The sequence below is a fragment of the Streptomyces sp. NPDC051219 genome, assembly GCF_040682335.1.
Lineage (GTDB): Bacteria > Actinomycetota > Actinomycetes > Streptomycetales > Streptomycetaceae > Streptomyces.
In genome coordinates this window covers 1-12,802 of the sequence record NZ_JBFBAS010000029.1, presented here as the reverse complement: position 1 = coordinate 12,802, position 12,802 = coordinate 1, and the positions used below count along the sequence as shown (strand labels likewise).

Here is a 12,802-nt window from a genome sequence, read left to right as displayed (position 1 = left end):
TATCGAATCCATGACAACGCACCCCTCCAGGGCCGGCACCAAGGGCGTGCCCAGGGCCGCGCGCGAACGACAGGTCCTGGCCGCGGCCACCGAGGAGTTCAGCCGCCACGGCTACGAGGCCACCACCGTGGCCGCCATCGCCGCCCGTGTGGGCGTCACCAAGCCACTGCTGCACCACTACTTCGGCAGCAAGCAAGACCTCTACCTCGCCTGCCTGAACCCGGTTGGCGACCGGCTGCTGGCCGCCATCCGCGCCGCGATGGCCCAACACGCCTCCGGCGCGCCGCCCACCGCCCTGCGCGTGCTGCACGCCCTGTTCACCGCCCTGGACGGGCAGCGCGAGGCGTGGTTCGTCCTCTACGACGCCACGCTGCCGCCCGACAGCGACGCCGCCCAACGCGCGGCGTACCACCGCGGCGCCATCGACGACCTCGCCGCGATCGGCACCGCTGACCTCCTGCACGCGGCTGGATCCAACGACCCACTTGACGCCGACGCCCTCAAATACGCCTGGCGCGGCCTGTGCACCGCCCTGGTCCGCTGGTGGGTCAACCACCCTAACCAGTCACCCGAAGCCATGGCGCAACGCTGCGCACGGCTCTTCGCGGCCTGCCACACCATCCTCGCCACCGGCGACGAGAGCACGTGAGCGGTCGACGCGAAGCGCTCCGTCCGGCCCGGCCGGCGCGAGCCGGCTCGGGCAGCGGACTGCGTCAGGATCTCGGGAGACGGCAGAGTCCGACCAGCCGCGGATCCGGCCGGCAGCTGCGTGCGGGAGGTGTGGCTGGCCGCACTGTCGGCAGCCGCGTTCAGCCGGTCCACGTTGACCTGGAGATCCCAGGGGCGGCATAAAGGCGAGGGAGCTGTCGCGACCCTCAGATCCCCCCAGCACGACGGCTGAGGTCTTGTCAGCAGGCCGCACCCTTCCCCACGGCGCAATACAGCCATGTTCTTCCTGGCCAGGCGGCATTACGCCCCGGGCGGGATCACACTGTGACCCACGGCAGGTCCCCGCAGCGCCTTTGCGTGCTGCATCGCCGTCAGATGCCGTACGAAGAGTGCGGCGAGTACGGCCGCCACGATGTCCAGCACGGCCGAGCCCATCACCACACCGGCCGCGGTCGCGAACTCTTCGGCCGTGTCGGCGTCGTCGTACGCCTCGCCCGCGACAAAGTCGGCGATCTGCGTCAGGACGAAGAACAACCACCACAGGTTGAGCACGGTGAGCGGCTCTGCCTTGCCGTCGCCGTATGGGTCACGGCGGCTGGCCCGCCAGGTATCGGCAGCGACCCCGCGCGGAAGCCAGATGTTGGCGATCGGGATGAACCACGAGCCGATGGCCCAGCCGGGTCCGCCCCTGTGCAGATCGGGCCCGAAGACTCCGGCATTCTTGCGGACCCGGTGAAACCAGATGATGAAGAGGGCCCCGGTCGCCAGATACAGCAGCAGGGACAAACCCTCGGCGACGGCCAGGTTCAGGTCCTCGAACACCGCCGGGTCCAGCCGGTCCGCCGACATCCCGGACGTCATGCCACGGACGTGGAACGCCGCGATGAGTACGAGGACATCAGACACGATGATCGCGCCGAGCAGGGACACGACCGCGTAGGACAGACCGACAGGACTTCTGAGCACGACCGGGACCCCCACGGGTAATCGGCGCCCCTCCCCGAGGCACCACGGCGACCCCGTCGGCCGCCGTGGCCGGAACAGTACCGCCCTACCTGGGCCTTCTGCGCCAGGCCCTTGAACGCTGCCCAGCTTTAGAGGCAAAGGGCCCACGAAACTCGCGGCAGGCCGCTGCCGCGCCCGACGTCGTCTCCGAACAGCTCACCAAGCTCGCTGACGCCACCTCCTGACCGACCGCCGCCGTAGTCGTTGCCCCAGGTGGGCCGGTCAGTAGGGGGTTGCGTACCAGCGCGGGCAGAAGCCAACGGCGCGGAAGTCTGCCGTGCGAAAGCGAGCCGGCGGGCGATCTGCGGGGCCATGTCGCGTTCGACGGTGGCGTCCAGCGGAACGTGCAGGAGCGAGCAGGACGCGGACACGACCACGCGGTCGGCGAGGCCGAGGAGCGTGCCGAGGGTGGCGAGGGACTGTTCGTAGTCGTTGATCCAGATGTTGCGCCCGTTGACGACACCCTCGACCAGGCGCTTGCCGGGCAGCCCGCGGGCCAGCGAGGTGGGCGCTGCCCGATTCGGTGAAGCGAGGGCGAGGCCCTCGGCCGGAGCCTTGGCCAGACGGTCAGCGCGTCGCGGAGCCGCCCGAAGTACGAGGCGGCCAGCAACTTCGGCCGGTCGACCGAACGCGTGAGGGGCAAGGAACAGATCACCAGTCTGGTTCCGCGCCCCTCTCCACAGCAGCCGGAGGGTCCTCGGCACGCGACGGACCCGGGCGCCTCAGCCCCGGTCGCAGGTGTGGAACCCGCAACCGCTCTTACGGCCGAGAAGCCCCGCCTCCACCATGCGGTGAAGCAGCGGCGGCGGTACGTACAGGGACCTCGACAACGCTTCCTCCGTCATGCCCATCGGCATGGGCTGCCGCCTCTGCGAACGCACCGACTGCCCTCAGCGGGCCGTACCGCCCCTGGACCGCCGGCCGGCGATCGACGAGAACAGCAGCACCTTCGTCCCCCTACGCCGTGGCCGGGGCGCGCGGGCGGGCATCGACTGACGGGGATCGCCACCCTGGGTGCCACCTACCTGAGCAGGCGGGCTGACGCCGGACCGCCCCGACATACCCGCGGAACCCGCACGCACGCGTGCGTTTCCCGGCCGGGCGAGATCGGTTCTACCCTCGGCCACAGGTGTCCCCGGAGACCTCACCACGTTGGGACCGTGCGTGCCGGTCGCGGCGCGTCCACATGTCCGGCCGGGCCGAATGGCTCGTACGCGCCACCTGGCTGACCGGACCGTACCTTCAGGAGAGACGGATGGACTACTACGACCTCGGCACCCACACCCGCCCCGTGACGACGTCCTCCCCGTCCGCCCAGATGTGGTTCGACCGCGGGCTGCTCTGGTCGTACGGCTTCCACCACGAGGAGGCCGTCTCCTGCTTCGAAGCCGCCGCCGCGGCGGATCCGGACTGCGCGATGGCCTACTGGGGCATCGCCTACGCCCTCGGTCCGAACTACAACAAGCCCTGGGAGTTCTTCGACGGCGAGGATTTGGCCCGAACCGTCGAACGCACCCACGCGTCCGTCGAACGCGCCCACGAGAGGGCGGCCGGCGCCACTCCCGTCGAGCAGGCCCTGATCCAGGCGCTGCGGTACCGGTATCCGCAGGCGGAAGCGGTCGAGGACTGCTCGGTGTGGAACAAGCCCTACGCCGACAGGATGCGCGCCGTGTACGAACTCGCTCCCGAGGACCTCGATGTCGCCACACTCCATGCCGACGCACAGATGAACCTCACGCCATGGCAGCTGTGGGACCTGCGGACCGGGCTGCCGGCGGAAGGCTCCCGCACGCTGGAGGCCAAGGCGGTCCTCGATCGGGCGATCGGCACCGGGCCCGGGAAGACGCACCCCGGCCTTCTGCACATGTACATCCACCTCATGGAGATGTCCCCGACCCCCGAGGCCGCCCTGCCCGTCGCGGACCGGCTCCGCGGCCTCGTGCCGGATGCCGGGCACCTGCAGCACATGCCCACACACCTGGAGGTGCTCTGCGGGGACTACCGGCGTGTGGTGTCGGACAACACCACCGCGATCGCCGCCGACGAGAAGTACTACGCGCGGGCCGGCGCGATGAACTTCTACACCCTGTACCGATCGCACAACTACCACTTCAAGATCTACGGTGCGATGTTCCTCGGTCAGTCGGCGACCGCCCTGGAGACCGCCGCACAGCTCGAAGCCTCCATCCCCGAGGAACTGCTGAGGGTGCAGAGTCCGCCCATGGCCGACTGGCTGGAGGGTTTCCTCGCCATGCGGGTACACGTGGTCATCCGCTTCGGCCGCTGGACCGACATCCTGGAACTGCCGCTGCCCGCCGACCCGGAGCTGTACTGCGCGACCACGGCGATGCTCCACTACGCCCGCGGCGTCGCCTTCTCGGCGACCGGCCGGATTCCCGAGGCGGAGACCGAACGCGAACTGTTCCGTCAGGCCGTCTCCCGCGTACCCGAGTCACGCATGCTGTTCAACAACACCTGCGTCGACATCCTCGCGATCGCGTCGGAGATGCTCGACGGCGAACTGGAGTACCGCAAGGGGAACCACGACGCCGCCTTCGCCGCACTGGAGCGGTCGATCACACTCGACGACAACCTTCCCTACGACGAGCCGTGGGGATGGATGCAGCCCACACGGCACGCGTACGGCGCCCTGCTTCTCGAACAGGGACGTGTGGAAGAGGCGGAGGCCGTCTACCGGGCCGACCTGGGCCTCGACGACACGCTGCCGCGTCCTTCGCAACACCCCGGCAACGTGTGGGCACTGCACGGATTCCAGGAGTGTCTCCTGCGCCTGGGCAAGAGTGCGGAAGCGCAGATCGTGGCCCAGCAACTGAAGCTCGCTTCCGCCATGGCGGACGTACCGATCAACGCGTCCTGCTACTGCCGTCTCGAAGCCGTCGCCGGCGCGGCGGAAGGCGGCTGCTGCTGACGACCCGCGAACCGCAGCCGCACGCGTACCCGACGATTCATCAGGACCCATCAAATCCCTTGTCTACCATGGACCTTGGCGTGTTCGCATCGTCGGCACGGCACTAGCTTGATCTTTAACCTCGGGTGTCGAACGGCTTCTCGTACTTGATCAACTGGTCCGCTAACTGCCCTGCGTGCAGGCGGCCTTCGGCTGAGCATGTGATCCGACCAAGGAACACACAAGCTCAGCACGAAGGCCGTGGGGATGAGTCTGTTGCATCATGCTGTCGGGCAGGATCCGTTTGCGGAACTGTCATGCTTCCGGGGTGAGTTCTACTCCTGTCTGACCCGGCGCGCGGATGCGTTGTTCGAGCTCTCGGAGTTCACAGCCGTGACCGGCCCGGATGGCGCGACCTGGCGGCAGGAATACGACGAGCGCGGCAATCCGGTCTCCTTCACCCGCCCGGACGGATCGACGACGCGTTTCACACACAACGCTTCGGGCCACCTCACCGGCCTCGGTGATTCCCTGGGCCCCGTCAACCGGTTGCACTGCGACGGCGCCGGACTTCCCGTGGCCATCATGAGTCCTCTGGGCACGGTCACGCATTACAGGCGCGATGCGTTCGGACGGCCAGTTCTGATCACCGATCCGCACGGCCATACGACCTATATGGAGTGGACGGTCGAGGGCAAGCTCGCCCGGCAGATCGAGGCGGACGGATCGCAGCAGTCCTGGACTTACGACGGCGAAGGCAACTGCCTCATCCGCACTGACTCTCTCGGGGGTGCAACCCGGTTCGAGTACACCCACTTCGACCTGCTCGCCGCACGCACCACACCTGAAGGTGTACGCCACGAGTTCACGCACGACACCGAACTGCGCATCTCCAACGTCACCAACCCCCAGGGGCTGCGCTGGATTTACGAGTGCGACGCGGCCGGGCAACTGGCGCGCGAGACCGACTTCGACGGGCGCTTGATCGCCTACCGGCACGACGAGGCGGGCAGGCTCGCCTCTCGCACCAACGGTCTCGGGGAGACGCTCCGGTTCGAGCGCGACGCAGGCGGCCGGATCGTCACCAAGGACGTGGCAGGCACAATCACCAGCTTCACCTACGACCGCTCCGGCCGGATGACCGGAGCTGGCCGGCCTGATGCCGAACTGCGTTACCTCCGCGACAGCGCCGGCCGGGTGCTGAAGGAGATTTGCAACGGCCGTGAACTGATCCATGTCTACGACGCAACGGACCGCGGTACCCGCCGCACCACCCCCAGCGGGGCGGTCAGCTCATGGACCTACCCTGCACAGCGACGCGTCGAGCTGGACACCTCGGGCCACCGCCTGGCCTTCGAGTTCGACGAGAGCGGACGTGAAATCACGCGCCGCATCGGCGAGACACTAACCCTCAACCACACCTTCGACTCACTGGGGCGTCTCAGCGATCAACTGGTGCTTAGTGCCGACGCCCGGGTCGTCCAGCGCCGCGCGTACTCCTACCGGCAGGACGGTCATATCACCGCTGTCGACGACCAGTTGAACGGTCGGCGGCAGCTCGAGCTGAGCCCGGTTGGCCGAGTCACGGGGGTCAGCGCACACGACTGGAGCGAGCGTTCCTGCCGAACCCTCCGGCGGCGGGGAGAGAGCGACCGGCTTCCGAGACTACTCCGGTACCCGCATCAACCGGGCGGGCGATGTCCGCTACGAACACGACGCCCAAGGCCGCGTCACGTTGCGCCAGAAGGCGCGGATCTCAGAGGTCGTTAAGTCCCTTTCTGGTAGAGGCCCCGTCCGGGCTGAGTGGAAGGTAAAGCCGGCACACGACTCATCCCCGCGTGCGCGGGGGTGATCCGCCGGTCGAGGAGTCCGCTACGTGGACGAGGTGTGTGAGGTATCGCGCGTTTAGCTCGGGGACCGCTGGTGGCTCCGAACTGAGAGCCGGGTGTTGGAGCACCCCCCGAGGTAACACCCTTTACACGTTGCCTGCTTGTGCCTACTGTCCTGCGACTGTGCGCCATTCGCACACATGTCTCATTACCTAGGAAAGGACACAGCAGCTCGTGTCGTTGCACAGCTCCATAGCAAAGCGATGCCTGCGCCCCGGGATTGTCCTGGTCGCCGGGCTGATGATGGCCTCCGCCATACCGTCCGCCGTCGCAGCAGACGGACCGTCGGGGCCATCGAGCGCACCGCCCAAGGTCCACGGGGCGGAGCCGTTCTCGGTCATGGCCGGGTCGCGGCCTGTGTCGGGCCAGTCCCCGTCCGCCGGTCCGAAGTTCACCAAGTCCGGTGACACATGGCGGGTCGTCGCCCCCGAGGTCGTGCTGCGCAACACCGTCACCGACGCCGACGGTGAGAAGTCGACGTTGACGTTCGAGGTGTACACGGCCAATGCGGACGGCACACCGGGAACGAAGGTCAACCTGACCGACGCCAACCCGTACGGGGTGCTGGTGTCCCCGTATGTGACGTCCGGCAGCACGGCGTCGGTCAAGGTCGACTACGGCAGGCTGAAGCCGCGCACCACCTACCTGATGCACACCAACGCCTACGACGGCAGCCTGTATGAGACGACCTGGTCCCCGTGGGCGAAGTTCCGCATTGAGCCCTACGTGACGTTCCCTACAGCGCAGTCCACGTCGGGGATCGACTCGACCGCGCAGACCACGGTGGAGTTCACCCGCACTGACCCGGACGGGTCCGCCACGGCGACGTCGTCCACGGCCACGGCGCAGTCGTCGCCGACGCTGGCGGACTTCGACAAGGACGACTGCTCCAAGCAGGACAAGGCCGACCGCATGGTGTGCTTCCGCATGGTCAAGCGGGACAAGGCCAAGTCGGTGCAGGCCCCGCCGAAGCCCGGCAAGACCCGGGAGACCAAGCAGACGTTCACCGCGAAGTCGGCCGAGTCGGCGGGGATCATGTCGACGCCGGGCGGTAACGACGCGGTCGACCTGGTCGACTGGTGCACCAACGCCGCCGAGGGCCTCGACTACATGAACCGCACCGAAGCCTGCCTGAAGACCCTGGGCGAGGGTGAGCTGTGGTTCTTCGACGCCGATCCGAAGAAGCCGGCCATCGGCCGGGGCACGTTCCTGTTCGAGCAGCGGATGAAGACCTACCGCAACAAGACCGAATCCGGCAGCGACTTCGCCGAGTTCGACCAGCAGCTCGTGATCGCACCCACCTACATCGACCCCGCGTTGGAAGGCGTCACGATGCGGTGGGACATCGACTCGTCGTGCTCGGCGTGCGATGTGGCGCCGATCCAGTGGACCGACGACGGCGCCAACCCGGTCGACGGCGCGAGCTGGGACTACGACTCGGCGCAGGACTACCGCAGCATGTGGGGCACCGTGGTGACCCGCTGGCTCGGCACCGGGAAGGAGCAGATCGATCTGGACTGGTCGATCACCGCAACCGTCGACGCCAGTGATTCGGTCGATGCGACGGCGGACTTCGGCAGCAGCGGCGTCGCGTCCATGCGGGAACTCGCGCCGCGGTGCGACGACATCACCCGAGGTGCGGTCACCCCGGGCTGTGTGCTGCCGTTCTTCAAGCCGACGTTCACCGTCGACACCAACCTGTACCCGGCGGCCGGTGCCTACTACTGGCTGATGCAGGAGCGGATGCCCGACCACGCCGGCTCCAAGAAGTGGGACAGCCTGGCGCACTACCTGGGTCCGGAGACCGCCAAGAGGAACGCCTCGGGGGCGGTCTGGTCGTCCGACGACAGCCGCAAGGTCGTCTGCCCCACCACGTGGACCAAGCACCCTGCCGACAGCATCGTCGGCACCACCGACTGTGACGAGTACGCGCCGGCGTCCACACACGAAAGCGGCGGATACCCGGGCGGGCTCAACCAGGTCACCAGCGGCAACCAGTGCGCCCAGCTCTACACCGACTGGGTGTTCAACGGGGTCGGTGACGGGTCGACGTCGTTCGGTCTGCTCGCGGACACTCGCGTCGCGACCAACGGCCCGACCGGAACGGAGCGGTGCGGACGTGCGGCGATCGACTCGTCGCAGAACCAGGGCGCCTTCCACAAGCTCCAGCCCAGCCTGTGGCGGCTGACCGACGGGGACGGGTTCTTCATCGACACGCCGGGGTTCAACCACTGCTCTGGCGTGGCAGTGACCTGCACCTGGCGCAAGGTGTAAGCCGCGGCTGACGGCAGACAGCACAAGGGGCGGACAGGCAGCAGCCTGTCCGCCCCTTCTCTCGTGTCAGCCCGTGAACGGCCGCCACAGCGCGGCCTCGTCCGCAGCGAGCGGAGGACCCCACACCAGACGGTCACCGATCAGACCGGGCCGGTAGCCGACAGCAAGCTGCGGGTGCTCCAGCGTGTCAGCGATCTCCTCCAGCAGCTCCGTCAGCGACTTGTCCCACACGGTCCGCACAGCCGTGTCGTCCCAATGGCCGACCTCGCCCGTCTCGGCGTCGATAAACAGACCGGTACTGACGTCGGTCACCGACCACGAGGCGAACGGGATCCAGGACGGCTTCCACAACCAGCCCTCGCCCTCGTGCTCCCGCTGCCACCGTGACTGACGCAGGTACACCCTGTGCACGGAATCCAGCGGCATCAGCGCCCACCCGTGATCAGGAACCAGCCCCGCACCCTGCACATCCCGGCCCCCTGCACACAGGGCCCACAACGCCCGCAGCTCCACAGGAACAGGCACCCAGAGCTCCCGCTCCAGGACATCCACGTCCCGCCTGGTCGCGCCGGGCAGCAGCGCAGCATGCGAGGCCGGCGCGTTCACCTCAAGCCATGCGGCGATGCGCCGCCAGGCATCGGTCACCTGTCGTGCCGCGGGCTGCTTCAAGCGCCGGTCGGGGGCGGAGGGCTGCACGTTGTCGGACCCGGCGGCCAGGTGGGCGAGGATGGCGTGCGCGTCGTACTCACGCATCCCCGAGCAGACGAGCTGGTCGGCCTCGCGGACGAGGGCGAGGATGCTTACGGTCGTACGGGTCCCAGGCCGGTCGGCTTCGGTGCGGGTGGCCCCGGCTGCGCACATGTATACGACGGACGCGGCTTCGAGCGCGGCGGAACGGTTGACGTTCGGCTCATCGGCGGCGTGTTCGGTGGCGAGGCCGCCGAGGTAGTCCAGCAGCGCCGTAACGCCGGGCGCGGTGATAGTGGTGGCCTGGGTGACGCTGCGACGTATGTCATCGGGCAGTTCGAGCGGCATGGAGAGGGAACCTTTCTGGTGTCGAGGTTATAGGGGCTGGGCGTACGCCCGGAACGTTACTGCCGCGAGCCGTACGTAAGGCGCGTGTCGGCGGCCCACTCGTCGGCTTCGGGCTTCCAGTTCCTTTATCTACGGTTCGTGATCGCTCGATCGTGTGGTCGTTCGACGTACTGACGTGCTGGCCGGGGTGTGAGTGATGTTGTGCGGCTATGGAGAGACCGGCGTATCCGAGTGACGTGACGGACGAGCAGTGGGAACTGCTCAGGCCGATGATCGAGTCGTGGAAGCAGGGGCGGGTGGCGCGGTCGGCGACGGGGGATCCGGGCTCCTGTGACCTGCGGGAGGTCGTGAACGCGATCTTCTACCAGAACCGGACGGGGTGTCAGTGGCGCTACCTCCCGCACGACCTGCCCGCGTGGTCGGCGGTGTTCTACTACTTCACGCTGTGGCGCCAGGACGGCCTTGACCAGCGAATACAGGAACTTCTGCGCTGCCAGGTACGGGAGAGGGCCAAGCGATTGGAGGACCCGTCCCTCGTGGTCATCGACACCCAGTCCGTCCGCGCGGCGGCCGGGGTCCCCAAGACAACGACGGGACTGGACGCGAACAAGAAGACACCGGGCCGCAAGCGCGGGCTCGTGGTCGACGTCCTGGGCCTGATCATCGGAGTCGTCGTGCTCGCCGCCTCCGCCCACGACAACGCCGCCGGCACGGGCCTGCTCACGCAGGCCGCCGAGCGGTGCGGGAACCGATTGGAGAAAGCCCTGGTGGACCAGGGGTTCAAGGACGAGACCATCATTCACGGCGCCCTGCTCGGCATCACCGTCGAGACAGTGGTCCGCAACCCCGAGGACAAGGCCAAAGGGTTCATCCCGCAACCGAAGCGGTGGGTGGTCGAGCAGGTCAACGGCACCTTGATGCTCCACCGCCGTCTGGTGCGCGAGTACGACCACCGGCCTGACAACTCCGTCTCCCGCGTCTACTGGGCGGCCACCGCGAACATGACCCGCCGCCTCACCACCCCCTCCCCGGCCTGGCGCGACGAGATCGTGGCGGCCGCATGAACAACGACATCACCGACCTCCTCACCAGCCTGCAGGCCGAGCACGACCGGGTCGCAGTCAGGGCCGATGACCTGCGCCGGCAGATCGAACACCTCGCCACCGCCCTGGCCGACGCCGAGGACCGTCTGGCCGAACTGGCCACAGCCAGAAAGGTCTACGCCGAGCTTGCACCGACCCGAACCGCATCCGAGCCGGCCGAGCAGTCCACCGCCTACCAGGCCATCGTGAACGCCTTCAACCAGCACCCCGACCAGGAATTCCGGGTCCGAGACCTGCACGAACTCCTCGGCATGCCCACCGACGACCCCGCCCTGAACGTCACCCGCAGCCGCCTCGGACGCCTCACCCGCCAAGGCTTCCTCACCCAGCCCGGACGGGGCCTCTACCAGAAAGGGACTTAACGACCTCTCACGCAAGCCCGACACATGGCGCTACGAATGGGACGCCGAGGATCGGCTCGTCTCGGTCGTGACTCCGGACGGAACACGCTGGCGCTATCAGTACGATCCGCTCGGCCGTCGCATCGGCAAGAGGCGGCTGTCGACCGACGGCCGGTAGGTCATCGCCAGCTGGCGGGCCGGGGCGAGCCGGTGGTCCAGCAGGCTGGTGACCAGCCGGAACGTCTCGGTGCGGGGCAGGCCGACCCGGGGCCGGACCGTCACGGTGTATTGGATGATACGGACGGTGTGGCCCTTGGGCGGCTCGGCCGGTGTGCGGCCGGCGGCCCTGGCTTGTCCGTGCCGGATAGTTTCCTTCGGGGTCGGCATGACCGACAGGTAGGGCCCGTCGGGCAGTACCCGCAGCGGGACGAAGGCCAGGTTCTTCTTGATCCGCCAGGCCAGGTGGGCGCCGGTGGCCCGGGCCAGGCCCCACAGCTCGTAGCCGGAGAAGTTGCGGTCGGCCAGCAGCATGTCCGGCCGCAGGGAGGCCAGCAGTTGGCGGGCGAGTTTGTGCTCGCTGAACTTGGCCACGGCGTCGAAGGCCGCGTCGATCAGGGCGTGGGTGCCGCACTCGGTCAGCGCCGTCAGGCGGACTTGTGGGTGTCCGCTCTGGTTGACACCACCTTTGCCGGTGAACCCGAACTCCCGTGCGTTGGCGGGGTGTCGGGGACGTCCAGCGCGGTACCGTCCCAGGCCACCAGACGCTGCCCGAAGGCGAACGCGCCCGGGGTGGCGGTCGTGGCCAGCGGGCCGCATCGTCGCTCGAACAGTGCCTGCAGCGGCTTGTCGCCCAGCCGCTGCCGGGCCCGGGTCAGGGCCGAGCTGGCGGGCAGACACTGCACGCACATGCCCGGCAGGTACCGCAGTTTCTCCCTCAGCGCGCGCAGGACCGACCGGTATCCCGGTGGCCCTGCACTGTCGGAGCTGCTGAACAGACACAACGCCAAGACGAAGTAGACCACCGCCCGGGCCGGCAGCAATCGGCGGCGACGCTCGCCGCAGCCGGTCAACTCCACGCTCTCGTCCACCAGCTCAGGACTGATCTCCTCGGTCAACACGCCGAGACGGACATGCTCGCCAAAGCGCCGGTCCGGCGGCGCCACCAGCCCCTTTAACGGGACTTGATCACCCTCGGCGATGGCAGACGGCATGCGGGCGATGGCACATTGAGCACCCAACGGAGTTCCCTCGCGGACGGTCGGATCTTGGTCGATCTTCTGTCCCACCGGGAACTCCGTTGTTGCGTCCCGGCCTCCGCTGGCACATCACCAGAGGTGACGAACTGGGCAACGTCACCAGGGGATATTGCCGCCCCAACATCCCACCGTCGATCACCTGACCTGCACCGACGTGCTAACTCACCGGCATTGCAGTTCAGAAGGCACTTTCGCGTTTCGGGCCGCTGGCCGGACCCGCCCCAACCGTAGGGTCGGGGGCTGGCGCGGTTGCGGAGTACGTCCGCCCCGTTTCCAGCCCCCGCCGCATCGAACCGTGCGTGCGGTTCTCCCGCACACGGCT

General features: G+C 68.1%; 10 protein-coding genes and 4 pseudogenes. 8 read left to right on the top strand and 6 right to left on the bottom strand.

Annotated elements, in window-relative coordinates; genetic code table 11:
* Window positions 1-10: 10 nt before the first annotated feature.
* On the top strand, window positions 11-649 hold the full coding sequence (locus AB0M62_RS26685) for a helix-turn-helix domain-containing protein (RefSeq protein ID WP_366076836.1): 639 nt from the start codon (window positions 11-13) through the stop codon (window positions 647-649).
* Window positions 650-969: 320 nt separating this feature from the next.
* Here AB0M62_RS26685 and AB0M62_RS26680 read toward each other — a convergent pair whose 3' ends face one another.
* The 3 genes and pseudogenes from AB0M62_RS26680 to AB0M62_RS26670 all read right to left on the bottom strand — a co-directional run.
* On the bottom strand, window positions 970-1,635 hold the full coding sequence (locus tag AB0M62_RS26680; protein ID WP_366076835.1) for a DUF4328 domain-containing protein: 666 nt from the start codon (window positions 1,633-1,635) through the stop codon (window positions 970-972).
* A 290-nt stretch (window positions 1,636-1,925) separates the two neighbouring features.
* Window positions 1,926-2,296: pseudogene (locus AB0M62_RS26675) on the bottom strand (5-methyltetrahydropteroyltriglutamate--homocysteine S-methyltransferase); the annotation flags it as partial.
* A 100-nt stretch (window positions 2,297-2,396) separates the two neighbouring features.
* Window positions 2,397-2,492, bottom strand: a pseudogene (locus AB0M62_RS26670) (3-hydroxybutyryl-CoA dehydrogenase); the annotation flags it as partial.
* 1 nt (window position 2,493) lies between these two features.
* Between AB0M62_RS26670 and AB0M62_RS26665 the strand changes: the two are divergent.
* The 4 genes and pseudogenes from AB0M62_RS26665 to AB0M62_RS26650 form a co-directional block, all read left to right on the top strand.
* Window positions 2,494-2,670, top strand: a pseudogene (locus AB0M62_RS26665) (short-chain fatty acyl-CoA regulator family protein); the annotation flags it as partial.
* A gap of 259 nt (window positions 2,671-2,929) precedes the next feature.
* Window positions 2,930-4,603 carry a hypothetical protein gene (locus AB0M62_RS26660; RefSeq protein WP_366076834.1) on the top strand — a complete coding sequence of 558 codons (1,674 nt, stop codon included), beginning with the start codon at window positions 2,930-2,932 and terminating at the stop codon, window positions 4,601-4,603.
* Window positions 4,604-4,849: 246 nt separating this feature from the next.
* Window positions 4,850-6,352, top strand: a complete 1,503-nt coding sequence (locus tag AB0M62_RS26655; RefSeq protein ID WP_366076892.1) for a hypothetical protein — start codon at window positions 4,850-4,852, stop codon at window positions 6,350-6,352.
* Between the two features lie 293 nt (window positions 6,353-6,645).
* The gene (locus AB0M62_RS26650) at window positions 6,646-8,745 is read left to right on the top strand and encodes a hypothetical protein (protein ID WP_366076833.1); all 2,100 of its coding nucleotides are present in this window, start codon (window positions 6,646-6,648) and stop codon (window positions 8,743-8,745) included.
* A 66-nt stretch (window positions 8,746-8,811) separates the two neighbouring features.
* On the opposite strand, the gene AB0M62_RS26645 is transcribed toward AB0M62_RS26650, so the two are convergent.
* Window positions 8,812-9,780 carry an SMI1/KNR4 family protein gene (locus AB0M62_RS26645; protein ID WP_366076832.1) on the bottom strand — a complete coding sequence of 323 codons (969 nt, stop codon included), beginning with the start codon at window positions 9,778-9,780 and terminating at the stop codon, window positions 8,812-8,814.
* A 209-nt stretch (window positions 9,781-9,989) separates the two neighbouring features.
* On the opposite strand from AB0M62_RS26645, the gene AB0M62_RS26640 reads away from it, so the two are divergent.
* The 3 genes and pseudogenes from AB0M62_RS26640 to AB0M62_RS26630 form a co-directional block, all read left to right on the top strand.
* Window positions 9,990-10,844, top strand: coding sequence for an IS5 family transposase (locus tag AB0M62_RS26640; RefSeq protein WP_366076831.1), 855 nt, complete (start codon window positions 9,990-9,992; stop codon window positions 10,842-10,844).
* Window positions 10,841-11,245, top strand: a complete 405-nt coding sequence (locus AB0M62_RS26635) for a hypothetical protein (protein ID WP_366076830.1) — start codon at window positions 10,841-10,843, stop codon at window positions 11,243-11,245. Before AB0M62_RS26640 ends, AB0M62_RS26635 begins: the two co-directional genes overlap by 4 nt.
* 4 nt (window positions 11,246-11,249) lie before the next feature.
* Window positions 11,250-11,396, top strand: a pseudogene (locus AB0M62_RS26630) (RHS repeat domain-containing protein); the annotation flags it as partial.
* On the opposite strand, the gene AB0M62_RS26625 reads toward AB0M62_RS26630, so the two are convergent.
* Together AB0M62_RS26625 and AB0M62_RS26620 are read right to left on the bottom strand one after the other, a co-directional pair.
* Window positions 11,342-11,863, bottom strand: coding sequence for a transposase (locus tag AB0M62_RS26625; RefSeq protein WP_366076891.1), 522 nt, complete (start codon window positions 11,861-11,863; stop codon window positions 11,342-11,344). The pseudogene AB0M62_RS26630 and the gene AB0M62_RS26625 overlap by 55 nt on opposite strands.
* A gap of 5 nt (window positions 11,864-11,868) precedes the next feature.
* On the bottom strand, window positions 11,869-12,435 hold the full coding sequence (locus AB0M62_RS26620; RefSeq protein WP_366076829.1) for a transposase domain-containing protein: 567 nt from the start codon (window positions 12,433-12,435) through the stop codon (window positions 11,869-11,871).
* Window positions 12,436-12,802: the final 367 nt, after the last annotated feature.